Source organism: Embleya scabrispora (genome assembly GCF_002024165.1).
Classification (GTDB): domain Bacteria; phylum Actinomycetota; class Actinomycetes; order Streptomycetales; family Streptomycetaceae; genus Embleya; species Embleya scabrispora_A.
The window spans coordinates 63,326-84,417 of record NZ_MWQN01000006.1; the positions used below are offsets into that span (position 1 = coordinate 63,326).

General features: G+C 71.3%; 26 protein-coding genes and 1 pseudogene. 15 read left to right on the forward strand and 12 right to left on the reverse strand.

Going from position 1 to position 21,092, the window contains the following annotated elements:
• Positions 1-500: 500 nt before the first annotated feature.
• Both B4N89_RS46525 and B4N89_RS46530 read left to right on the forward strand, forming a co-directional pair.
• Positions 501-884 carry a hypothetical protein gene (locus B4N89_RS46525; protein ID WP_078982764.1) on the forward strand — a complete coding sequence of 128 codons (384 nt, stop codon included), beginning with the start codon at positions 501-503 and terminating at the stop codon, positions 882-884.
• Positions 871-1,938: a DUF4238 domain-containing protein gene (locus B4N89_RS46530; RefSeq protein ID WP_143658467.1), complete on the forward strand. Its 1,068-nt coding sequence runs from the start codon at positions 871-873 to the stop codon at positions 1,936-1,938. The genes B4N89_RS46525 and B4N89_RS46530 overlap by 14 nt, the downstream gene beginning before the upstream one ends.
• A gap of 424 nt (positions 1,939-2,362) precedes the next feature.
• Here B4N89_RS46530 and B4N89_RS46540 read toward each other — a convergent pair whose 3' ends face one another.
• From B4N89_RS46540 to B4N89_RS46555, 3 genes are all read right to left on the reverse strand, one after another.
• A complete protein-coding gene (locus B4N89_RS46540) occupies positions 2,363-2,647 on the reverse strand; it encodes a hypothetical protein (RefSeq protein WP_235619395.1) in 285 nt (94 codons plus the stop codon).
• A 101-nt stretch (positions 2,648-2,748) separates the two neighbouring features.
• A complete protein-coding gene (locus tag B4N89_RS46545) occupies positions 2,749-3,180 on the reverse strand; it encodes a hypothetical protein (protein WP_078982768.1) in 432 nt (143 codons plus the stop codon).
• Between the two features lie 335 nt (positions 3,181-3,515).
• A complete protein-coding gene (locus tag B4N89_RS46555) occupies positions 3,516-3,767 on the reverse strand; it encodes a hypothetical protein (RefSeq protein ID WP_235619396.1) in 252 nt (83 codons plus the stop codon).
• A 784-nt stretch (positions 3,768-4,551) separates the two neighbouring features.
• Between B4N89_RS46555 and B4N89_RS46560 the strand changes: the two genes are divergently transcribed.
• From B4N89_RS46560 to B4N89_RS46585, 7 genes are all read left to right on the forward strand, one after another.
• Positions 4,552-4,815 carry a hypothetical protein gene (locus B4N89_RS46560; protein ID WP_201261211.1) on the forward strand — a complete coding sequence of 88 codons (264 nt, stop codon included), beginning with the start codon at positions 4,552-4,554 and terminating at the stop codon, positions 4,813-4,815.
• The gene (locus B4N89_RS46565; protein ID WP_078982770.1) at positions 4,812-5,177 is read left to right on the forward strand and encodes a hypothetical protein; all 366 of its coding nucleotides are present in this window, start codon (positions 4,812-4,814) and stop codon (positions 5,175-5,177) included. Before B4N89_RS46560 ends, B4N89_RS46565 begins: the two co-directional genes overlap by 4 nt.
• 501 nt (positions 5,178-5,678) lie before the next feature.
• The gene (locus B4N89_RS46570) at positions 5,679-5,996 is read left to right on the forward strand and encodes a hypothetical protein (protein WP_101897615.1); all 318 of its coding nucleotides are present in this window, start codon (positions 5,679-5,681) and stop codon (positions 5,994-5,996) included.
• A gap of 550 nt (positions 5,997-6,546) precedes the next feature.
• Positions 6,547-6,669, forward strand: a complete 123-nt coding sequence (locus B4N89_RS52910) for a hypothetical protein (RefSeq protein ID WP_268812621.1) — start codon at positions 6,547-6,549, stop codon at positions 6,667-6,669.
• Between the two features lie 66 nt (positions 6,670-6,735).
• Entirely contained in the window at positions 6,736-7,356 is a 621-nt protein-coding gene (locus tag B4N89_RS46575) for a nucleotidyltransferase domain-containing protein (protein ID WP_235619397.1), read from the forward strand.
• On the forward strand, positions 7,353-8,156 hold the full coding sequence (locus B4N89_RS46580) for a hypothetical protein (RefSeq protein ID WP_078982771.1): 804 nt from the start codon (positions 7,353-7,355) through the stop codon (positions 8,154-8,156). The genes B4N89_RS46575 and B4N89_RS46580 overlap by 4 nt, the downstream gene beginning before the upstream one ends.
• Entirely contained in the window at positions 8,153-8,839 is a 687-nt protein-coding gene (locus B4N89_RS46585) for a dTMP kinase (RefSeq protein ID WP_078982772.1), read from the forward strand. The genes B4N89_RS46580 and B4N89_RS46585 overlap by 4 nt, the downstream gene beginning before the upstream one ends.
• Positions 8,840-9,450: 611 nt before the next feature.
• Here B4N89_RS46585 and B4N89_RS49460 read toward each other — a convergent pair.
• Positions 9,451-9,948 (reverse strand): hypothetical protein, encoded by a 498-nt coding sequence (locus B4N89_RS49460; protein WP_143658469.1) that lies wholly within the window; start codon positions 9,946-9,948, stop codon positions 9,451-9,453.
• 1,007 nt (positions 9,949-10,955) lie between these two features.
• Positions 10,956-11,501 carry a SigE family RNA polymerase sigma factor gene (locus tag B4N89_RS46595; protein WP_078982773.1) on the reverse strand — a complete coding sequence of 182 codons (546 nt, stop codon included), beginning with the start codon at positions 11,499-11,501 and terminating at the stop codon, positions 10,956-10,958.
• A 359-nt stretch (positions 11,502-11,860) separates the two neighbouring features.
• Between B4N89_RS46595 and B4N89_RS46605 the strand changes: the two genes are divergently transcribed.
• Entirely contained in the window at positions 11,861-12,166 is a 306-nt protein-coding gene (locus B4N89_RS46605) for a hypothetical protein (RefSeq protein WP_078982774.1), read from the forward strand.
• Between the two features lie 195 nt (positions 12,167-12,361).
• On the opposite strand, the gene B4N89_RS46610 is transcribed toward B4N89_RS46605, so the two are convergent.
• Entirely contained in the window at positions 12,362-13,198 is an 837-nt protein-coding gene (locus B4N89_RS46610) for a protein kinase domain-containing protein (RefSeq protein ID WP_078982775.1), read from the reverse strand.
• A 3-nt stretch (positions 13,199-13,201) separates the two neighbouring features.
• Entirely contained in the window at positions 13,202-13,447 is a 246-nt protein-coding gene (locus B4N89_RS46615) for a hypothetical protein (protein WP_078982776.1), read from the reverse strand.
• 379 nt (positions 13,448-13,826) lie between these two features.
• Between B4N89_RS46615 and B4N89_RS46620 the strand changes: the two are divergent.
• Positions 13,827-14,273, forward strand: a pseudogene (locus tag B4N89_RS46620) (phosphotransferase); the annotation flags it as partial.
• A 171-nt stretch (positions 14,274-14,444) separates the two neighbouring features.
• Positions 14,445-14,756, forward strand: a complete 312-nt coding sequence (locus B4N89_RS53690) for a helicase associated domain-containing protein (RefSeq protein ID WP_414646493.1) — start codon at positions 14,445-14,447, stop codon at positions 14,754-14,756.
• A 22-nt stretch (positions 14,757-14,778) separates the two neighbouring features.
• Here the strand turns inward: B4N89_RS53690 and B4N89_RS46625 are convergent, their stop codons facing one another.
• Positions 14,779-15,720, reverse strand: coding sequence for a S8 family peptidase (locus B4N89_RS46625; RefSeq protein ID WP_143658471.1), 942 nt, complete (start codon positions 15,718-15,720; stop codon positions 14,779-14,781).
• Positions 15,721-16,190: 470 nt separating this feature from the next.
• On the opposite strand from B4N89_RS46625, the gene B4N89_RS46630 reads away from it, so the two are divergent.
• The gene (locus B4N89_RS46630; protein WP_143658474.1) at positions 16,191-16,397 is read left to right on the forward strand and encodes a hypothetical protein; all 207 of its coding nucleotides are present in this window, start codon (positions 16,191-16,193) and stop codon (positions 16,395-16,397) included.
• Positions 16,398-17,263: 866 nt separating this feature from the next.
• Here B4N89_RS46630 and B4N89_RS46635 read toward each other — a convergent pair.
• Positions 17,264-18,196, reverse strand: a complete 933-nt coding sequence (locus B4N89_RS46635; RefSeq protein WP_235619398.1) for a hypothetical protein — start codon at positions 18,194-18,196, stop codon at positions 17,264-17,266.
• A gap of 168 nt (positions 18,197-18,364) precedes the next feature.
• Between B4N89_RS46635 and B4N89_RS46640 the strand changes: the two genes are divergently transcribed.
• Both B4N89_RS46640 and B4N89_RS53695 read left to right on the forward strand, forming a co-directional pair.
• The gene (locus B4N89_RS46640) at positions 18,365-18,799 is read left to right on the forward strand and encodes a hypothetical protein (RefSeq protein ID WP_078982779.1); all 435 of its coding nucleotides are present in this window, start codon (positions 18,365-18,367) and stop codon (positions 18,797-18,799) included.
• 22 nt (positions 18,800-18,821) lie between these two features.
• Complete coding sequence (locus B4N89_RS53695; protein ID WP_235619399.1) at positions 18,822-19,079, forward strand: restriction endonuclease; 258 nt, start codon at positions 18,822-18,824, stop codon at positions 19,077-19,079.
• A gap of 351 nt (positions 19,080-19,430) precedes the next feature.
• On the opposite strand, the gene B4N89_RS46655 is transcribed toward B4N89_RS53695, so the two are convergent.
• The 3 genes from B4N89_RS46655 to B4N89_RS52445 all read right to left on the reverse strand — a co-directional run bounded on the left by B4N89_RS46655 (position 19,431) and on the right by B4N89_RS52445 (position 21,000).
• Positions 19,431-19,634, reverse strand: a complete 204-nt coding sequence (locus B4N89_RS46655) for a hypothetical protein (protein ID WP_078982780.1) — start codon at positions 19,632-19,634, stop codon at positions 19,431-19,433.
• A 158-nt stretch (positions 19,635-19,792) separates the two neighbouring features.
• Positions 19,793-20,185, reverse strand: a complete 393-nt coding sequence (locus B4N89_RS53700) for a transposase (RefSeq protein WP_161501078.1) — start codon at positions 20,183-20,185, stop codon at positions 19,793-19,795.
• The gene (locus tag B4N89_RS52445) at positions 20,113-21,000 is read right to left on the reverse strand and encodes a transposase (protein WP_161501079.1); all 888 of its coding nucleotides are present in this window, start codon (positions 20,998-21,000) and stop codon (positions 20,113-20,115) included. Before B4N89_RS52445 ends, B4N89_RS53700 begins: the two co-directional genes overlap by 73 nt.
• Positions 21,001-21,092 lie beyond the last annotated feature (92 nt).

The following is a 21,092-nucleotide window of genomic DNA, read 5'->3' on the forward strand; positions in this document are numbered from 1 at the left end:
GCCACCCGCGTCGTGCCCGACTCCGTGATGTTCCACTCCTCCGGCCACGGCCCTACCCCGGCGGGCACCGCATCGAGATGACGTCCCGCTTCCGGACAGGAACTCGACAGGAAACCGAGAGGCACAGCCACAATCGCCGCGCCGGCGATACCGATTCGGCTCAACCGCTCCAGGACCCGTCGACCCGGGCGTTCCATGCTTCACCCGCCGAGGGCAGCCCTCGAAAAGAACATCGATCAGGAACGACACGAACGGCCATCGAGAGGCGACCTCTTCCATCGTCCACGGGTTTTCCCAACAGAACCGACCATCCCTCCCAGATCCTGCAAATCCACAAGGCCACAGGCCAGACCAAGCCAAGCACGGCGGCAAGTCCAGGCCACGCAGCCGAGATCCAAAGTCCCTGATCCTGCAAAGCCAACGGTCAACACGTGATCAACCGACAAGATCTTTCAAAACAGCCGGGACGGAGCAACCGCGGGACGTCGATCGGTCGGTGGGTGGCTGGGCAGCGGTCCGGGTGGGACGGGCTGAACGCGGCGCACCGCGAGCAGCTGCTCGCGCTGGGGCTGACCCCGCCCGCGCTGGCCGACACCGCGACGGCCGAGGCCGGGGCGACGGCGGTGGCGGTGCCGGAAGGGCCTCGGCCCAAGCGCAGGCGCGAGCAGGCGTGGGCGATCGCGGTGGGCGCCGCGGCGGCCTACCGGGCCCGGGCCCGGCTACGACCGGATGTGAGGCAGATCCGTCGATACAGTCCCTCACTCGGGAAAATACGGCGGCGCGCCCGAGGCGCCGGGACTACCGTCGAGAACATGAGGCTTCCCCGGGACGCGCGCCCGGCCGCTGCAACCTTCGCAGCGGGGGTGGCGCGTGACGACCAATGATCACACCGTGCCGCAGATGTACCTGCGCAGGTTCGCCGAACGCCGGCCCGGCAGGAAGGGGCAGTTCACACTCGCGCGAAACGTCGACGCGATGGACAGCCCTTTCGAAGTCAATGTCCGCAACGTGGCGTCCGTGAAGGGCTTTCACTGGGCGGTGGCCCCCGACGGGACCGAGCATCATCTCGCCGAACGACTGATGACCCGCATCGAAACCGCCGCAACTCCCGTCTTCAGCACCATTCTCGACGACTCAGACTACGCCTTGCCTCGGCGCTGGCCGCTGCGCGAGAACGAACGCGCACGCATGTCGTGGTGGATCGCCGCGCAGCTGCTGCGCACCAAACGTCAGCGTCGGCGGGTGAACCACATGATCGATGCCTCGGAAGGGGTCGTGCCCGCTCCGGCCGGTGTGCGCTCGTTCGCCGCGAACAACCCCCACCTGGACTTCATCGCGCGACATCTGGGCGCGCTGGCGGGCGTCGTCCATCGTCGGCCGTGGGGTGTCGGATTCAGCACGGCGTGCCTGATCACCGGCGACGTTCCGGCGGTCATCCTCAATGGCCACGACGCTCCCGACCAAGTGCTCGCGGCCGCGTACTGGGACATCGTCCTGCCTCTGGACCCGCATCGGTTCCTCATCCTTCCGGGGGTCGCCACGATCGACGAGCCGGCCAAGCACCTCGACCATCGTTTGGTCCTGCCCGGTGGAATCGGCCTGCTGCTGTCCCAGATCGTCCACGACGCCGCCGAGAGCCAGGTCTTCCAACACCCCGACCACACGCCCTTCCCTCATTTCAGGCCGAGCGGACCACGGCTGCCCGCTCCCGAGAGCAACACCAGGCACGAGGGACCGCGATATCTCCTGAATTACGACGTTCTCGCCTCGGATCTGATCGTCGAGCGACGCTGGGCTCAGGAGCACCCACCACCGAGGGAAGGACCGCCGGAGAACGCAGACGCTCCGATCGATCCGAGGGAACTCGTCGGTCGTCTGTCGTCGGCCTTGGACGCAAGAGTACGCAGCGCGCCGCCGGCCGCCATCCGCGAGCAATAAGGGGCGTCTTCCGGACGGGTTTCGTGGGCGCGACGCCTGAACGAACTCGGCAAGGAACAGCCGGACGTGCCGGTCACGTTCCGCCCGCCGGCATCGTCGATTCCCGTTGTCGTGGCGGCGCATCCGGGGGCCGGACATGATCCCGGCTTCCCCCGCCCCCTCTCCCGCCACGGCAATCGCGCGCACGCGGGGTGGCCAGGTGGCGGCGCAGCGGCTCGAGGACATGCGGGATGCCGTCGGTGCCGCCTCGGACTGCGGGATGCGATTCCACCAGGCTTGGTACGGGACGCCGTCCTGGGACGAGTCGTAGTCCACGCGGTTCTTGTACCCGCAGCCCGTCGTGGCGGCCGGTTCGTTCATCGCCGGGCGTTGCTCCGTTTCGACAGGGTCGACGAGGCGCCGTGGGAGTACTGCACCCGCCGGCTCATGGCCGCTCTCCGGTGTCGAGGGGGTTGCCGTCGCGGTCGCTCGTGTCGGAGTGGTCGCCCGCTCGCAGGCGTGCGACGAGGGATTCCTCGTCCTCGTACGCCTCGGGCGGCAGGGCCCACCCCAGGAGCGCGCGGCGCTCCAGCTGATCGAGCGGAGTGGTGTACATCTCCGCGTCGAACTCCGCCCGGCGCTCCGGTGGCAGTTGCGCGCGGATCTCGCCGAGGGTGGTCGGCAGGTGCACGACCTCCCCCCGTACCACCGTGAACCGCCGCTCTTCCACGAGTCCTCCTCGTACGCCGTACCGGGAAGCCCAGGATCGCATCGGACCCGTCGGGTTCGGAAGCCGATCAGGACCGGGGCGGGCCGGTCTTCAAACGCCGTCTAAAGCTCGTAGTCCTGGGCCAGTTCGTCCCAGCGAATGCCGCGAAGAGCGAGATCGGCATTCTCGCCCGACGGGACCTCCGGGGTGGCCTGGAACCAGGCCACGATGAGAGCGGAGCGGTGCAGCACTGCGTCGAGTTCAGGATCGACCGCTGTAGAGCGGAAAACACCGATGCAAGCCACGGAAGGCAGCACCTCAACGGGGCCGAAGGCGCCGGCGGTCTGGTCCGGGTACTCGCGGGAGGGCGGAACGAGATGCACCGGCGCGAAGGAGAACGCGTGCTCGGCCTGTCGCAGGAGGCCGCTGACCTTCATGTCGTTGATGCGCCGGCACGGATAGCCCTCCAGCGTCCCCCTATAGGTCGTAGACATCCGCAACTCGGTGAGCTCGATCGAACGACCGGACGAGAGGGCTATGTGGCTCAGCGACATGCCGACACCCTAGGTGCATGATCCGCTTCCGATACACGAGTCGAACGACGCGGCCAGGGACAACTCCAGCGGAAATTCCGCCATATCAGCACGGAAGAGCGGCACCGCGCGCCGGTTCAACTCCTCCACCACCAGATCCGCCGTCGGATCGAAACGACCCGACAGGACCAGGACAGTGCTCTCACGGCGCAGCGGCGAAGGCGGGGTCGGCGCCGTGGGTGGCGGTGTGGATGTGAACGGGGTGGCGGGTTCAGTCGTCACTGGTGCCGGGGTCGTCGGGGGCGTCCATCTGGCCCGACGGTTGGGTGGGGCCGTAGGTCTTGGGGGGTTCTTCGTCATGTACACCCCGGGCGGGAGGCCTTCGTACACGCCCGTCTGCGCGTCCTCTCGTAGCCGACATCGGTGAGGAGGATGCCGCCGGTGCCGGTGACCGGGGCCAGGAACCGAAACGCGAACGGCACCGGACCTTCGTGGTCGGACAGGTCCGGCAACGGCTCCGCCCCCGAGGGGTTCACCGGCAAGCCCAGCTCCGGCGCGTCCAACGCCAAGCCCACGGTGCGTTGTTCACGTGCCTTGGTACCGTCCACGACCTTCCCCTCCCCGCACAGTGATGACGCCCACGAGCATGCTCACCCACGCACCGCCATCACAAGAGAAGCGAGCAAGACACGCGCGGCAACCCGTTCACGGCCTTGCGGGTCCGAGTCGCCGGCTCCGCCACCGACCCCCGAACGCTCCAGCTTCGTCTTCGCCTCGGACGGCGAACCGGTCGAGTCCGGCCCGGGGACGACGGCGATAGCCACGTGCAGTTCCAGGTGGCGACCGTAAGGCTCACCTGTGCGGTGGTGTCGTGACCGTGCCGGGAGAACAACGCCTGATGGCGGACCGAGGGGCAGGCTCGACGCAATACACGGGCACCTCGTCGCCGTCGTTCACGTCGTCACGCCATTCATCCCGGATGAAGAAAAAGACACGGTTGCGCGATCGTCGACAGCTACACCCGCTGGTTCACTACCGCGACGGCGACGCCAGGTGCTCCGTGCCGAGCCCCCGTCGAAGAATTACGCCGCGAAGACTGTGGTGCTCGCTCCGTCGCGGCGCTCATGCGGTCGTGGCCCCCACCTGGCCACCCACCACCGGCCCGGCGGGCGGCCCCGCGCGAAGCAGTATCGGGATCGTGTGCACACAGTGCCGACACGGCCGGAACCGCCTGCGTGTGTTTGGGCACCCCGACTCGGGGTGTTACGGCATCCACCCGATGAACCTTCCAGGGTTTCCTCTGAACGGGCGGGCGCTGACGGCCCACGTGGCATCTTCGTTTGATAGCCCTCTGCTAGTCACCGGTATCAAAAGGTAGCTATGGTGGTGGGCATGAGTAAGCAGACGAACATCCGGCTGGACGAGGCCGTCAAGGCCGCCGCCGAGGAACGGGCCAAGCGCCGCGGCCTGAGCCTGCAGGGATACGTGGCCGATCTGATCGAGCAGGACGTCAACGAGTCGCGCGCCGCGTTCATGGCCGGCGCCGCGACGTTCCTGGCGGCGTACGCCGACCGGTTCGAGGCGGAGTTCGGCGAGGACCGCTACCCGGGCGGTTCGGCGGAGTCGGCGCGGACCGCGCCGCGGGACGCCGCGTGAACCTGCGGATCGACCTCGCCTGGATCCTGGCCGTCGCCCAGCAGATCCCCGGAGACCCCCAGGTCGTCGACTACGGCGTACCGATCGCGGCCGACGCACGCCACCGCGCGGAGATCCTCGACCACGAGGTCTACCCCGAACCCCACCACAAAGCCGCCGCGCTCCTGTGCGAACTCGCCCGGAACCCGAGCCTGGAGGCGAGGAACCTGCTGTTCTCGGCCACCGTCACCGCGGCCTACCTCGCCGCCTGCGGCCTCCCGGTCGGCCCCGACCTCGACACCGTCCTCCCCCTGGCCCACGCCGCACGCGAAGGCCTCCCGGTACGCGAGGTCGCCACCCAACTCAAAACCTGGACGAGCTGACCAACGACCTCGGCCTTGCCAACACCGTCCGCCACGTCTCCGGCGAGGCGGGGATGCGACGCGGGCGCGGTCGGGTGCGGCGCGTTCGGTCGCGGAGGCGCGGGATCCCTCGTACTCGTACATCCGCAGAATCCCGTCGATCGCGTGCACCGGGACGGCATCGCGCAGGTCCAGCTGGGCGGTGCCACACCCGTCACGGGCTGCGGCGAGCGCGGCCCGAACGTGTTGGCGGGCCATCCCGGCCAGAATCACCGGGAAGACCCACGACACCGGGTGGTCGCGGTCACCGGGCGGGCACAGGTCGGCGGGCACAGGTCGAACAGGAGTGCCCGCCGGATCGTAACCGTCTTCCGGTGTGGAGGGGTGCCGTCGTGGTCGGTCGGGCCGGAGCGTCGCCCGCACGCAGGCGACGGGGGCTTCGTCCGCGGCCCCCCGGATCGACGTCCGGCGCCGAGGCGTGGCGCGGCCGTGTCCGGCGCACTCGTTCGACGTTGTCAGGGCATGAATCGTCTGAGCATGTCCGCGACGGTGCTCCTGGCCGGGCTGGGTTCGGTCGCCCTGGCCGCAACTCCCGCCGCCGCCACCAGTGTGATCGGCGTCGGCAACGGCGCCGTGGGCAACGCGTGCGCCAACGACCTCGGCAGCCGCGCCCGCGGCGCCACCTCCGCCCATCCCGGCACCGTCTCGGGCCTGGGCACCGCCGTACCCCTCAGCGGCCCGGCCAACCAGTGCGGCAACCTCGGGGTACCCGAGGAGAACAAGGCCGAGGACACCCTCGACATCCTCGCCGCCGTCAGCACACTCCAGGCGGTCCGGTGACCGAGCGAGCCCCGGACCGGGGCCCGCACCAGGATCCAAGACCAGGACGCGTCCGTAGTACACGTCGGTGATCAACAGCGGCGGATTGTCCGGACCGATGCCCTTCCCGATGAGGCCGGCCATCTTCTCCCGGGTGAAGGAGTCCTTGACGAGATCGTTGGCGTTCTGCACCCCGACGGAGGCGGTGAAGGCGCGCTCGCGCAGGTAGACCGCGACGGTGTTGCGCATCTCGGAGCGTTTGGCCTCGACGTTCAGGGACCCGGCGAAGTTGAGGTAGCTGGCGGACAGTTCCAGTTGCAGCGCCACCTCGGTGCTGGAGTGGGCCTCGGTCCTGCGCATGATCAGGTCGGGGGCGTCGTTGGTCTTGTTGCACGTCACGGGCTGGAGGCGCCTGGGATGCGCGGCGGGTTCGAGGCGGTTCCTCGAGTCGGTGCCGGGCCGTCCGGGCGGGTACCCGCGACCGACGATGACCGTGCGGGCGTTGTGTCGTTGTCCCGGTTGTCGCGTGATCGGGCGACGGTGACGGTGTGCGGGGACGAGGGATGTCGGGGTGAGGGTGTTCGGGCGGGCGCATGTGGTGGTGGCGGTCGCGGTCGGTGTGGTGGTGGTGTCGGCGACGACGGTGGTCGGCGCGGGCAACGCGGTGCGCGACACGATCGACGTGGCCGAGTAGACGCCGTCGCCGCAACGCGTGGCCTCGCGGCGGGGTCGGGCGATGCGAGGGACACGGAGGGTGCGGGTGGTTGCGGTGGAACTCGAGGCGGTGGCGGATGCGTTCGCGGGGGCGGATTTTCCCTGGTGGGTGGCGGGCGGGTTCGCCGTCGAGGCGGCGGCGGGACGGCGGGTGCGCGATCACGAGGACGTCGACGTGCTGGTGCTGCGTCGTGACGGATTTCGGGTGGCTCGGTGGATCGCCGCCTGGGATCCCCGCGCGAGCGAGTCGCCGCCGGACCGGACTTCGACCGACGGGACTCCGCCGGGATGTTCGTCGCGGGGGCTGCCGCCCGGTGTGCGCACGTTGGTGTGTCGCGTTCCCGGGGTGCCGGCGGTGGAGGTGATGGTGGGCGAGACGGTGGGCGCGTCGTGGGTGTCCGGGCGTCATCCGGACGTACGGCGCCCGATCACCGAGCTGGGGCGCGTGTCGGCGACCGGCGTGCCCTACCTGAAGCCGGGTGTGTGTCTGTTCCACAAGGCCGGGCGCATCCGCCCCCAGGACATCATCGACTTCGAGGCGGTGCTTCCCGTGCTGGAGGACGGCGACCGGGCCTGGCTGATCCACGCCCTCGACACGGCCTTCCCCGACCATCCCTGGCGCCCGCGCCTGGGCGACGGGGCGACACACCGGCAGGCCCCTCGATGAGCACACCCCCACGCCGGCGGTCGCGCCCGGGCCCGTCGCTGCGGGCGGCGTGGCAACTCCAAGCCGACGCCCTGCTGACCCAACGCCTGCACCTGCACCTGGACGAATGGCGCACCGCCGTAGGCACCACCCCGTCCGCCGCGACCGCGCACCCGCGCGACCGCGACGACGCGGCCGGCCGCCCGTCCGCTCCCACGCGCAAGGAACCGACCGAGGTCGCGAACGCGATCGTGGACCGCGCGGTGGATCCGCCCCGCGAGGCGGCCCGGTTGCTGGACCGGGCCGGGCTGGCGCACTGGTGGCGCCCTCCCCGCCTGCACGGACACCCCGCCGGCCCACCGCACACGTCGTCGACCGCGAACGCCGCGCACACCGCGCGAACCCTCCTCGGCGAACCCCGTGGGGTGTCCTGGCACCACGCGGCGATCGAGGCCGCCGTCGCGGGCGCCTGGTGGGTGGGGTTCTTCGCCGCGATCAGACCGGGCGGGACACACCACCGCGACCCCGACGCCGACCTGCCGGCCCTCGACGACGACACCCTCACCACCGCCGCCCAAGTCGTCGCGGCCGGGGTGTGCGCCCGCGTGCTGCGCACCCGCCTGCGCATCGCCGACACCCCACCGGTACGCCGCGCCTACTGCCGGGCCGTGATCGCCGGGCTCGACGCCGAACGCACCCTGCCCGCCCTCCTGGACGCGTTGGCCGAGACCCGACTCGTGGACCTGGTCGGCACCTCCCTCGCCTGGCACGGACAATTCGCCGCCTACGCCCAGGGCTCCGCCTCCGGACGACGCGAATGACCCCCACCCGCCCGCACCCCGCTCCGGTCCATCCGTTCCTGGTCGTCGAAGGACTCGACGGCGCCGGCAAGACCACCCTGCGCAAAGCCCTGTTCCGGCTGTTCGAGGACCTGTACGGCACCACCCCGCTGTCCCTGCTCACCACCAACCACCTCGAACCCGCCCTCGTGCCCACCCTCGTCGACGGCAAGTTCCACCCCACCCCCGCCAACCGCGACGCCTACCTGACCGCCGTCGCCGAGGACAAACACACCTGCCTGCACCGCCTCGTCCACCCCCACCGCCGAATCCGCCCGATCCTGGCCGACCGCTGGCTGCTCAGCGAACTCGCCTTCTTCGCCGTCGTCCACGACCTCGACCCCGCCGACACCCACCGCACCCTGGCCCGAACCCTGGACACCGCCCCCGACCTGACGCTCGTCCTGGACCTGCCCGCCCACCACGCCCACACCCGCGCCCGCCGACGCGGCACCGACACCCTGCGCCGCGACTGGGACACCCCCGAGGTCCAGGCCCGCGTCCACGCCGCATACGACACCATCGCGAGCACCCCCGAACGCTTCCCTCTCCTGGGCACCGTCGTGCGCATCGACGCCCGCCGCGAACCCGCCGAACTCCTCCACACCGCCTGGGACACCCTGCGACTCCACGGCCTCCTCCCGCACCGATACGCCCGCGCGTGAAGGGACTGTCAAGGACTCGGCGTTACACCTGGGCGGAGGGAGAATCCGATGACCGATGCGGCGATGACGACCGACTCGAGTGCGGTGGACGGCGTTTCGGGAACGTCCGGGCCGGCTGTCGGGGAACAGCCTGCCGTCGTCTCCGTGATCAGCGACCGCACATGGCGCACACGTGTCGAACAGCAGCCAGGGTGCTCCGGAAGGCCGGACGGCCTGTGGTGCCGGGCGACCCGACGGCGGATCCGCCCGGTGTGCCGGACCCGACGCTCGACGCCCCGCCGTCGGCATCGGCGATCGCGACGGCGACGAATCGCCGCGTCCCGTGCTCGACAGCGCTGCCATCGAACAGAGGTCCGGCACCACATGGCGTAGGTGGCTCCCTCCCCCGACCCCGGCCGGGCGCCACCGGTCCCGGCGTCCGCACGTTTTCGACCATCTCGAATCGACCCCGACTCCGACTCCGCTGTGAGTGGTCGTGCCGGAGGTGCCACGAGGACACTTGCGTGGCGCCGACCACGTCGGCCACGACGGCCCGACATGCGCGATCGATCCCTGCGAGGAATCGGCAACGAGCGCAATCGAATGCCCGATCGGGTCGATGACCCGCTGGTCTACCGAAGTGTCACCGGAGTGGTCAGCAGCCCAGGTCCTTCTCCACCTCGTCGTACACGTCCCTGAGGTCGCTGACGTTTTGCGGGGTCGGGTTCCACGGGATGTCCACGTCGATGCGCCGCAGGTAGTGGTTCGTGGTGTCCTCCAGAACCCATCGTGGCGTGGAAGTTGTCGGGGTAGACGGTGATCGGATCGTTGGGCGGGTAGTCGACGCGCACCCGGTATTCGCGAACCGCGACGTGCCAGTTCGGCAGGAGACACTGTGCGGCCACGTCCTCGAAGTAGTAGAAGGCGCCACCGCCCGTCTTCTGGTTGACCCTGCGCAGTTGGGGGACGAAGTTGTTGCCGCCCAGGGTGGCGCGGATGAGGTGGCTGCCGTCCCAGGCGTCGTTGGGCTGGAGCCCTTGGGTGATGCGCGGGTCGTTTCTGCCCTGCGGGAAGTGGGGGACCACCTTCGTCTGGCAGTGGGTTTTGCCTGCGGGGCGGGGCCTGGGCACCAGGTCGTGGTCGAACGGGTGTCCGGCCCTCGTGTACGGGTCGCCGTCATGATCAATCTCAGCGCCAACCACGGTTGCGCTGATCCCCGACGCCGTCCTCGGGGCAACGCCCCCACCCGCCCTCCCTTCCCGCTCCGGGGGGAGGGCGGGTTCTTTTACCCGGTTCTTTCTATAGGGCGTCGGCACCACCGGACGCCGGTCGACCGGCGTCCGGTACGACCTGCGCGGACGCGGCGCGCCGGGCCCGCGTCCGCGCCGGTCGGGGCCGCCGCCTCGGGCAGGACCTCCGCAACCCGAAGACGATGCCGAGCGAGCTGCGCGGCTGACGGCATCCGAGCCCGCCACCCGCAGCCGTTCCCCCGCTCCGGGTGGCTCCCCTGCCCGGCAGGACGGGGCGCTGTCCGCCGGTGCGCGGGCCGAAGGGCCCGGTCGCTCAGGTTCTGCCGGGTTTGCCCGTCGAGACCAGCAGGAGGACGGACGAGCCCGGTGCCACCGGTTCTGCGCCGCCCCGGGGGCACTGCCGATCACCTGCCCGGCGGGAGCGTTCCAGTCCGTGTGCCGCATGATCGTGCAGCTCAGTCCGAGTCCGCGCAGCAGGCTTCCGGCCTGTTCGACCGGCATGCCGGCCAGGTCCGGCAGCGCGATGCCCGCTCCCGCGGTCTGCTCCTGCTCCTGTGTCGGAGTCGCATCGGCGCTTCCGCTCTTGGGGGTGCCGGTGGCGAGCGGGGTGCACGCCCCGTTCGCCGGTGGGGACAGGGACGGGGAGGCGCCGGGCGCCGGCGGCACGGGCTTCAGCGCGAAGAACCCCACCGTGGCGCACGCCAGCACGCAGCACGCCGCAGCGGTGCCGAGGAACGCCCGGCGGGTGCGGCTGCGGCTGACGACTCGCTCGATCGCGGCCGCGTCGACGACCGGCGCCGTCGGCCCGTCGGCGAAGGAGGCCACCGCGGCACGCAGCTCGGCTTCGAGGCCCGGCTCGAACGGGGCGGGTCCGGACGACGTGTTCCTCACTTCGTACCTCCGAAAGCGGCCGACGGGGTGTGCGGCGCCTCGCCCGATACGGAATCGCGCAGCTTGGCCAGGCCGCGGGCGAGTTGGGACCTCACCGCACTCGAAGAGATCTCCAGGACGTCGGCGACCTGCCGGGCGTCCAGATCGTGCAGGTAGTACAGGACCACCACGCTGCGCATGCCCATCGGCAGCCCGAGCAGTGCCTCGATCAGTTCCGCGCGCAGATCCACCTGCCCGAACCGGTCCCGGGGGTCGGCCGTCTCGGGCACCCCCGACAGCCCGGGGCGCTCGCCCAGACGCGACAGCCGCCGCCAGCGGTCGTTGGCCAGGTTGACCAGCACCTTGCGCACGTACGCCTCCGGCGAATCCGCCACCGCGACCTTCCGCCACCGTCGGCACGCCCGCTCCAGCGCCTCCTGCACCAGATCCTCGGCCACGTGCACGTCACCGGTCAGCGCATACGCGGTGCGGAACAACGCTCCCGACCGCTGTGCGACGAACTCCGTGAATCCGTAGCCCGGACCGCTCCTGCGAAACCTCACCCGCCGACCTCCTCTCCTCGTCCCGTCCCGATCACTGCCCCTATGACGGCGGAACGCGGCCGGGTGCTGCACCGAGCCGCCGGCAGTGACGTCAATCACAGCTGGAACGGAAGGGTGTCCCAGGACCTCGCGCCACTGCCGCCCGGGTGGGGGCGGGGCCCGGCGTCCCGCGCGGGCGGAGCGGAAGCGGGCTCGGGCTCCGACCGGCCGCCCGTCGTCACGGAACGCGGGCCGGCCCTCTCCCGGGAGGCGAGCCGGCGAGTCTGGCCGTCCGGGGGTTCAGTCCTCCGGGATGCCCGGCCTGGCCGGTGGGGGCGGTGGGGCCGCGGCGAAGTGGTCTCCGCCCTGGCCGGCTCTGGGTGTCAGTCCTCCCACAGCTCGGTCATCTCGCCGACTCCGGGAACCGAACACTGGTCCTGATCGACCTCGAGAACATCATCGGCGCGAACGCCCAGACCGGCACCGCCCTGGCCAAACTCGACGCACTGCCCCGGCACGTCGAACGCCCCGGGGACTTGGTCGCCGCCTGCGTCGGCTCGCGCATCCGGCCCGCGGTCACCGACGCCTTGCGCACCCGCGGCGTACGGGTGCTCTTCGCCCGGTCGTCTTCGGCGCTGGAACGGCACTCGGCAACCGCCTGGCCCATGCAGCCGTGGACGCGGTGATCGGCAAACGCTGACCGGATCGTCGTTCCCGTCTTCAGTCGCCGGTCGGCGCGTATCCACGGTGCACGGCTCGATTCGAGGTCGACAGCGCCCGCAGGTGACCGCGTCACGATCCGGCCGGGAAGGCGGGCGGTGTCCGTGTGGCACGGCGTTTGATCGAGGTACACGCACGGACGGGGCCTTCGTGTACGTCGATCAGGCGCGGCCGGCTTCGGCGCAGGTGGGGCGTTGGGCGGGGTCGAGCGCCATGTAGCCGTCCAGGAGGCTTTCGAGTTCGGGGTCGGGCCAGGGGCGGGTGTCGGTCCAGGTGGGTCGGTGTCGGCCGGTGGCGATGTCCTCGTACAGCTCGGTGACGGTGACGTCGGTGCCGATCGCGCGGGTGGTGGCGGGTGGGTTGCCGGTCCAGGCCCAGCGGATCGCGGCGGCGAGGCTGTACTGCTCGGCGGCGTCGGTGAGTTCGATGTGGGTGGTGGGTGGGGTGTCGAGGATCTGACGGGCGATCTCGGGCGCGGTGGGCTGGTCCATGCCGCCGCGGTACGGCACGGTCGGGGGCAGGTCGGCGTGTTGGGCGAGGTCGTGGTCGATGAACGCGATCGTCTTCTCGTCGTCGGAGACGAGGATGTTGGTGGGTTGGATGTCGCCGTGGTGCCATCCGGCGGCGTGCAGCGCGTGGAGGGCGTCGAACGCGCGGTGGGTGATCGCGCGCAGGCGCGGTCCGGTGTCCGGGTCGGCGCGGCCCTCGCGCGTGGGCAGACACCACAACCACAGGGTGGTCCCCGAGCGCCACGGGAGCGCGGTCCACACGCCGTCCCCGACCTGCCCGTGGACGCCGGGCGCGGGGTGGAGGCCCTGGGCGTGCAGGAGGTCGACGACGCGGGCCTCGTGCAGGAGGTTGGCGGCGGGGATGGGGTCGGTGGCGGCTTTGATCTTCCAGTCGCCGACGCGCCAGGCGAGGGTGTGGTGTTCGGTCAGCGGTTCGGGGGTGTCGGCGAGGTCGACGGTTTCGATCGCGGCGGCGAGCAGCGGGTTCATGACTCACATCCTGGCGTGCGGGGAGGGGATGCCGGTGTCGTTTCGCCCGGCGCGACCGTGGATGAGCAGGTCGGCGATCGCCTGGGCGATGGGCTGGTCGGTGAGGGCTTGGACGAATCCGAATTCGCCGTTGGGGTTGGTCTCCAGGTATGTCCAGCCCTGCGGGGTGACGACGAAGTCGAGGGCGGCGTAGACGAGTCCCAGGTCGCGGGCGTGCGCCACGCAGGCGCGGGCGATGTCGCAGGGCACGGCGAGCGGGGCGTGCCGGCAGTGCCCGCGAGGGGTCGCGCGCCAGTCGAGGGCTTGGTCGTCGGTGGTGTGGCCCGGGCGTCGAACAGGCGATCCTCGACCTCGGCTTGGAGGTAGTGGACGGTGCAGGCGACGCGGTCCAAGTCGTCGTCGAGTCCCACGCGGGTGGTCGGCACAAGGGGGATGTCGCGCTGGGTCAGCGCCTTGATCACGGTGCGGTCGTGGTGTTCGCGGATGAACGCGCGGGCGCCGGCGGGGGTGCTGGTGAACAGGGTGTCCGGCACGGCCAGGCCCCTGCGGTGCGCCGAGGCGAGTTGCGTCGGCTTGAGCGCGGCCGCAGCGGCGGCAAGCGGGTCGTTGCACCACACCTTCAACGGGTTCGCCTTCAGGAGCCCAAGCAGCGCGGTGGTGTTCTCGTGGGCGCGCCACCGGTCGACACCGCCGTCGGCACCGCGGTCGATGGTGTCGGGTCGGGTGGGTTTGCGCCGCGGAGCAACTGCTCCACGGCGAACCGCATCCGGGCAACGTACTCGGCACGAGGAACGGCCCCTTGTTCATCGACCTGGTGACGTGCTGCCGCGGACCCGTCGAGTTCGACCTCGCCCATGTCCCCGAGACGGTCTGCGAGCACTACCCGAACGTCGACCAAGGGCTGCTGGACGAGTGCCGGCAACGCGTCATCGCCATGGTCGCCGCCTGGCGTTGGGAGCTCGGCGACCAGTTTCCGAACAGGAGGCGATTCGGAGAGGAACTCCTGCGCTCGCTGCGCGAGGGTCCTCCCTGGCCGACACTCGACACGATGGCCAAGCGACTGGATGGTCCGTAGAGCTGGAAACCATGGGAAGACGCGGGCGGGAAGACCGCCGGCCGACACCCCACACGCGCCCCGGGCACGCCGCGTCCGCCGTCTTCGGCGTACGGCCGCGCGGGAAACACGACGCCGGTCGACGTGCCGTTCACAGGGATCGGTCGCGACCGCGTCGCCGTGGAGACGGTGGTGGCGTTCGACGGGTGGCCGGAGGACGTGCGGCTCGGAGTGTGGATCACCACCACCCGGTCGCGCGGCCGGGCGAAACTCCCGGCGGAGCGGGTCGCGGCGTTGGACGCGTTGGGCATCGCTGGACCTGAGTGGGGCCGGGGGCGGGGCGGGTGGGCGACCTCGTTCGGGCGGGCGCTCGTGTCTCGTTTGTTCCCGGGCCCCCGGCGGGCCCGGGCCGGGTGGGCCTGTTCGGCCGGGCCGTCCTCTCTCCCGGGGGGCGGCGGACGTCCTCGGCGGGCAGCGGCCGGGCCGGGCCGGGCCGGCCGATGACCGAAGGGACGGGCTCCGGCCGTCACTTGTAGGCGTTGTAGGCGATCCTGTTGGGCGAGGTGCGGATCTTGCCCCCCACCTTGTCCTTCAGGGCGTAGTTGGTGATCTTGTCGGCGGCGTCCGCGGGTGTCGACCCGCCGCTCCGGGCGATGAAGTAGGCGGCGAGACCCGCGACGTGGGCGGCGGCGCTGCCGGTGCCGTCGATCGACTTCGTCTTGCCGTCGTCGCCGGTCCAGGCGGACGCGACCTGTACCCCGGGAGCGAAGACGTCCACGCCCGGTCCCCAGTTGGAGAATCCGGCGATGGTGTTGTTCACGTCCACGGCGCCGACGGTGATCGCGTTCGGCGCTCGGCCCGGAGACACGTTCTTGGTGTCCTGGCTTTCGTCGCCGGCGGGTGCGACGACGGTGATACCCGCGTCGTGGAGGGTGTCGACGGCGGCGTCCACGGCCGGGTTCCTGCGGCCGCCGAGGCCCAGGAGCACGACACTGTGGTTGCGCACCGCGGTCCTGGCGACCCAGTTCATGGCCTTGACGAGGGTGGCCGGGGCGGCCGTTCCGCCGCAGCCCGCGGCCTTCACGGCCACCACCCTGGCCTTGTTCGCCACCCCGTGGGTCTTTCCGGCGACGGTGGCGGCCAGGTGGGTTCCCGCGCCGTTGCAGTCGCTGTCTTGTGCGTCGACGGCGTTGAATCCCCAGGTGGCCCGGGAGCCCGACTCCGTCTGGAACTCCGCGTGCGTGGTCCGGATCCCGGTGGCGACGACGTAGACGGTCACGCCCTCGCCCGCGCTCTCGTCGTAGGCGTAGGTGTACGGCTTGTCGAGCGTCTCGTGGGAGATGCGGTCCAGGCCCCACGTCGAATCCGGCCGTTCCACCGCCCACGCGCCCGCAGGAGCGTTCAGCGTCAACACCACCGCCGCCACGACCACCCCGACCCCGTGACACCACCCGCCACGTCGCGTCATCCCACGCCTCCCGCCCCACCACGCCACCACGCCAGTCGCCGACCCATCGACGCTACGGAGCCCGACGACCCGGCACAAGACCCGCGACACGCGCGGACACCGTCACACCCGGATCGACGAGGGGAGTCGGGAACCGGCCGGGAGGGAGGCGGCACTCGGCGGTTCCGCGCGGGCAGGGGGGTCGGGAGATCGGGCCGCCGGTGTCGGGGCCGGTACGCAACCGGGGCCATCTCGCGCGACGTCGCAGCACGGCTCGGCCACTTTCGGGTGGGGGCCTCGTTCCCGATACGACGTGGGCCCAGACGTGGTGCATCGCGGGACGCCGATCGACCGGGGGTGGCGCGGCAGCGGCCCGGGTGGGACGGGCTCGACGCGGCGCAGCACGAGCGGTTGCCGGCGCTCGGGCTCACCCCGCCCGCGGTCGTCGACACCGCGGCGGCCGGGGCCGGGGCGGTGGTGTCGGTGCGGTGGTGTCGGTGCCGGACGGGCTCAAGCCGGAGAGGACGCGGGAGGAGGCGTTCTCGATCGCGTCGGCTGCGGCGGCGTACCGGGCCCGGGTCGGACACCTCGAGGTGCCGTGCGGGCATGTGGAGACGGTGACCGCGTTCGACGGGTGGCCGGAGGAGGTGCGGCTCGGGGTGTGGATCACCACCGCCCGGAGTCGAGGCCAGCCATAAATCCCGGCCGAACGAGTCGCCGCGCTCGACGCGCTCGGATGCGCTGGACGTGAACCGGATGTGAGGTCGGGTGTGTTGGGGTTCGAGGCGTCGATCGGCGACCGGTCGATGCCCCGGGCATGCCCGGGCCCGACCACGCGACGCCGGGGCCGATTCGGCGGCCGGCCTTCGAACATCGGCCCCGGACGGGAGGCGCCTCGTCGGGCCGCGGCTGCGGCGGTTCCGGAACAGCACGCCACCGCGGCCGGCGCGCCGCCCGATTCTCCACGCGGACGTACAGGGCGAGAACGGCGGCCGGCGCCGGCGCGCGGAAGCGTGTGTCATGCCCCCACAGGCAGTGGCCCGACAGCGACAGGCGCCGGGAACTCGCACGCAGCGAAGACGGGTTCACCCGAATTGCCCACCCGGTCCGGTCGAACCGCACCGCCTGCACCCCGCACGCACTCGCCCGTAGACCGGCATCGAGGCGACATCGACCGCCGTCCCCTGCGTCCGGGCCCGCACGAGGAGATGCCTCCTCCGTGCGCGGCTGCGCGGCGCGATCGCAGTCCGCGACGGGCGGGTCTCGCTCGCCCGCGGCCTGCCTTACCTGTTCGGGACGGCGCAATGCCCGCCGTGCGGGGGCGCGTTCACGATCGCCCGGCGTTCGAGAACGTGTCGCGTCCGACGGCAGGCCCAAGCTCCCGGGCACATGAACGCCCCGACCGCGCCCGGGAAACCATCGGCCCGAGCCTCGGCCACCGCGGTACGGGCGCGGGACGTCGGAAGGAGGAATCCGGGCGCCGGCGCGCCGTGGCGAGTGCGGTGCGAAACCGGCCTCCGAACGGTCGGCCGGCGAGTCGAGACGGTCTTCCGCCCGGCGGGTATCAGCCGCCGAGGTCGAACACTCCCCACGCGGTGAACGGCTCGGCTTGGACGTGGATCCTGCTTCCCCGGCCGACAACGCGTCGGGGGCCGGGGGCGGAGCCGTCGGGCAGGGTGAGCAGGCCGACGTCCGTCGGCTCGACGGACGTCTCGGTGAGCCTTCCGTGGGCGAGTCGGTCCCCCTCCTCGCGGTAGCCGCCGTAGAAGGCAACCCGGTCGCCGTGGACGGCCAACGCCTTGGCGCCCCGTACGCCGTTCGACCACACCCTCACGGGCCGGTCGGGGCGGTCGGGGCATATCTCGACCAGCGGGAAGTCCGTGTACGGGCACGCCCAGGCCGTGGTGCCCGACACGTTCAGGGCGTAGCAGTCGAGCAGGCCGGGGATGCGGGCGCCGTCCGACGTCCAGGCGAGCCGGCCCGTTGCGCTCCAGCGGCGGATTCCGTCCGGGTTCTCGTCGAAGGGTGCGACCCAGAGGTGGCCGCTCTCGTCCGCGAGCAGGTGTTCGATGGCGTCCCCGACGAAGAACGATGTGCTCTCGCGGCCGAGTGCGTCGAAGATTTGGACCTGGTGGGCGTCCTCGTCGCGGCGGGCGCGGGACGCGGCGACGACGAACCGGCCGTCGGGCAGCCGGTCCAGGTGCGGCCAACGCGCTCGCACGGCGCTCAGTTCGGTGAGTTCGACGGTGTCGTCCGGGTGGACGGACACGACCAGGGCGTCGAACGGCGGGAGGTCACCGCCGGGCCGCGGGGCGGATTCGGTGAGCAGCCAGTGGGCGATGCCGTGGACGTGACCGCCGACCGAATCGCCAGGCTCACCGCGCTGGCCGAACGCGACCTGCGCGTGGTGCGGTGGGGCGTGAGCACCCGGATCATCGCCGCCGATGAACATCTGCACGCACACGCCCGGAAGGCGGCCCGCGGTCGACGCCGACACGCAACGCACCGACCGCCCGCTGCGGATCACACGGCCGTTCGCGGACGACGTCGACCCGACCCGCGGGACGGGTGTACGGCGCGGTGGTCTCCGATCCGCGCCTCACGCGGGCCGGGAACCGGAACCCGCCCGGGTGAGGCCCCCGGGGGGCACCGATACGCCGGCGCGATGACCGGGTTCGACGACACCGACCGGCGGCAACTCGCCCTCTTGTTGCACGAGTACGCCGAACACGTCCTGGACGAGGTGGCCATACTGCGGGTGCGGACGAGGTATGGGGACGTGTACCTCGAGATGTTCCGTACGTTCCCCCCGGGCACCACCGACGGCATCTTCCACTCGATCGACCCTCTGCTGCCGCCGCTCGGCGCGCGGGAGAACCGGTTCACCCCCGCCCACGAGATCCGACTCGCCGTCCTGCTCCACGCCTGGGCCGAACACGAACTCGACCAGTGGACCGCGCTCGAGACACGCACCACCCGCGGGCCGGTCCACATCGGCATCACCAACTCGACTCCCTACAGCAAGGCCCACGACGACGCCCGGCCGCTCGATCACGTCCTCCCCACACCGGCCACCGACAACCGACAGGACGCCCGCTGAACCCGGTCGAACGGCGGCTCTGGTGGTCCGCGACGGGTTTGGGACGGCGCACGTCGTAGGAGGGCGGGACGACCTGGGTATCGACGTGTCCGTCACTACGCCGGACGGACGGACCATCGGCTTTCAGTGCAAGAGGTACCTCTGCTCGCAAAGACACGTCGATCTCGCAGTGCTCCAGCAACTTGTCGCGGCGAGTCGACTCCGCGGCCGATCAGGATGTTCCACGGTTGAAGGTCGCCGTGTCGCCACCCGGCCGCGTTCAGGCGAGCCAGCGCCGTGAACGCGCGGTGGGCGACAGCCAGCAGGCGGGGCGCGAAGTCAGGCGGGGGGTCGGGGACTCGGCCCGGGGCGCACCACTGCCACAGGTCGACGCCGGGCAGGAACTCCACCGCGGTCCAGGCGCCGTCGCCGACGCGTCCGTGTTCGGCGTCGGCGGGATGCAGGCCCTCGGCGTGCAGCAGCCGCACGGCACGGGCCTCGTGCAGCAGCAGGGCTGCGCCGTCCGGTTCGGTGGTCGTCTTGATCTTCCAGCGGCCCGCTCGCCAGGCGTGGGTGTGGTGCGCGGTCAGGGAATGCGGCTCGTCCATGACGTCGAGGGCGGTCAATGCGGCGGCGAGCAGCGGGTCCATCGTCACATCCTGGCGCGTGTGGCCGCGGGATGCCGGGTGTCCGTGGTTTCGTGGGCGTGGTGGGTGAGCAGGCGGGCGATCGCGGTGGAGATCGACAGGCCGGTGAGCGCTTCGATCCAGCCGGACTCGCCCGCGCAGTTGGTCTCCAGATAGGTCCAGCCGTCGGCAGTGACGACGAAGTCCAGCGCGGCGTAGACCAGACCCAAGTCGCGTACATGCTCCCGGCAGGCGTGGTTTCGTTCACTTCTGATGACAGCGTTTGTCGACGACTTTGGGCGGCAGTTGCGGGTGCTCCCGGTCGCGAATGTTCACGAAGTTTCGGTTCCGGCTCAAGTTCTGGATGCTGTTGGCGATCTTCTGTGGGTCAGTGATTCCGGGGGATCGCGAGCTCGTCGCAAAGTCGTTGGAAACGGCTGGGGGCTCTGGGTGTCCGGGTGGGCATCGTGCCTGGTGGCAGGCATCCGCTGAGCCGGGCGATGTTGGTGCCGGCGGCGGGGAGAACGTGTTGGACATGGGTCTTGGCGATGCCGCGGTAGCGGCAGTGGCGCATCCCGTGGGCCCGGACGGTCTCGGAGACGGTCGCCTCGCAGCCGGCCCGCATCGCGTACCGCCGCCGCCATTCCGGGGTCTGCTGATCCCGGCGGACCCGACTCTGGATCTCGTGCAGAGGCCGGGGCATCAGGGTCAGATGTCGACCACGGCCGCCGGTGTGGCCGGTGCACCGGAGCCGGTCCTCGCAGGCTCTGCAGGCGGCCATGGGGAACAGGACGGAGAATCGGGGCTGTTGCTCCCGAGGGTGGGCTTCCACGGTGGGCTGGTGACCCCACGTGGGCAGGTCGCGGTGCGACTGTCCCAGTCGAAGGTGAAATCCTCTTTGGCGAAGCCGGGTCGGTCGGAAGCGCGCGGATCGACCCGGACCGGCCCGGTCAGGTCGATGCCGTGCGCGGCGGCTGCGTGCCGGATCGTCTCCGCGCTGACGTAGCCGGCGTCGACCAGGTGCTCGTGCGGGGCCGATCGACGGGCGACGAGCGCCGCGTGGGTACCGTCGAGTGCTTCGATGTCCTGTTCCGGAGCGGGCGCCGTGGCGACGTGCACGATCAGGTTCGGCCCGCCGGTGTCGCAGGTCTCGGTCGGGTGGACGCGGTAGCCGACCCAGGCGGCCTTGCCGGCCTTGTGGCAGAACCGGGCGTCGGGATCGTGCGGCGTGACGACCTCCATCGTCGACCAGGGCACCCGCGCCGATTCGGGGTCGGGTGAGCCGTCGGCGGCCGGGGCGGAGGCGGCCCTGCGAGGCCGGTCCCGGCGACTGGCCCGGTCCTTGGTGTCCTTCGGGCCCCGCCAACGCGGCCGGCCGGCCGCGTCGTACCAATACTGCTGCATCCAGACCTGCCGCAGGACCTGCATCGATGGCAGGGCCCGCAGCCTCGGCGAAGCATCCGGCGCGTGTGCCGCGCGCAGAAGCAACCTGCCGTCCGCGCCGACCTGTTCGACGAAGGCGTCCAACTCGGCCCTGCTCTTCGGCAGCCGGTCGTAGCGGACCGACCGTCCGTAACGCTCCGCCCACCCCGGCACGATCAGCGGGTGCGAGCCATCTCTCGTCGGCCGCCGCCGGCGCCTCCAACGCGCACCGCAGCGTCTCACCGACCAACTCGGCCCGGTCGAGC

What these genes read in the sequence shown, in the direction of transcription:
- B4N89_RS46545 (WP_078982768.1), bottom strand. Translation starts at nt 3,180, where the DNA reads ATGTCGCTGAGCCACATAGCCCTCTCGTCCGGTCGTTCGATCGAGCTC.
- B4N89_RS46560 (WP_201261211.1), top strand. Translation starts at nt 4,552, where the DNA reads ATGAGTAAGCAGACGAACATCCGGCTGGACGAGGCCGTCAAGGCCGCC.
- B4N89_RS46570 (WP_101897615.1), top strand. Translation starts at nt 5,679, where the DNA reads ATGAATCGTCTGAGCATGTCCGCGACGGTGCTCCTGGCCGGGCTGGGT.
- B4N89_RS46580 (WP_078982771.1), top strand. Translation starts at nt 7,353, where the DNA reads ATGAGCACACCCCCACGCCGGCGGTCGCGCCCGGGCCCGTCGCTGCGG.
- B4N89_RS46585 (WP_078982772.1), top strand. Translation starts at nt 8,153, where the DNA reads ATGACCCCCACCCGCCCGCACCCCGCTCCGGTCCATCCGTTCCTGGTC.
- B4N89_RS46610 (WP_078982775.1), bottom strand. Translation starts at nt 13,198, where the DNA reads ATGAACCCGCTGCTCGCCGCCGCGATCGAAACCGTCGACCTCGCCGAC.
- B4N89_RS46625 (WP_143658471.1), bottom strand. Translation starts at nt 15,720, where the DNA reads ATGACGCGACGTGGCGGGTGGTGTCACGGGGTCGGGGTGGTCGTGGCG.
- B4N89_RS46640 (WP_078982779.1), top strand. Translation starts at nt 18,365, where the DNA reads ATGACCGGGTTCGACGACACCGACCGGCGGCAACTCGCCCTCTTGTTG.
- B4N89_RS53700 (WP_161501078.1), bottom strand. Translation starts at nt 20,185, where the DNA reads ATGGCCGCCTGCAGAGCCTGCGAGGACCGGCTCCGGTGCACCGGCCAC.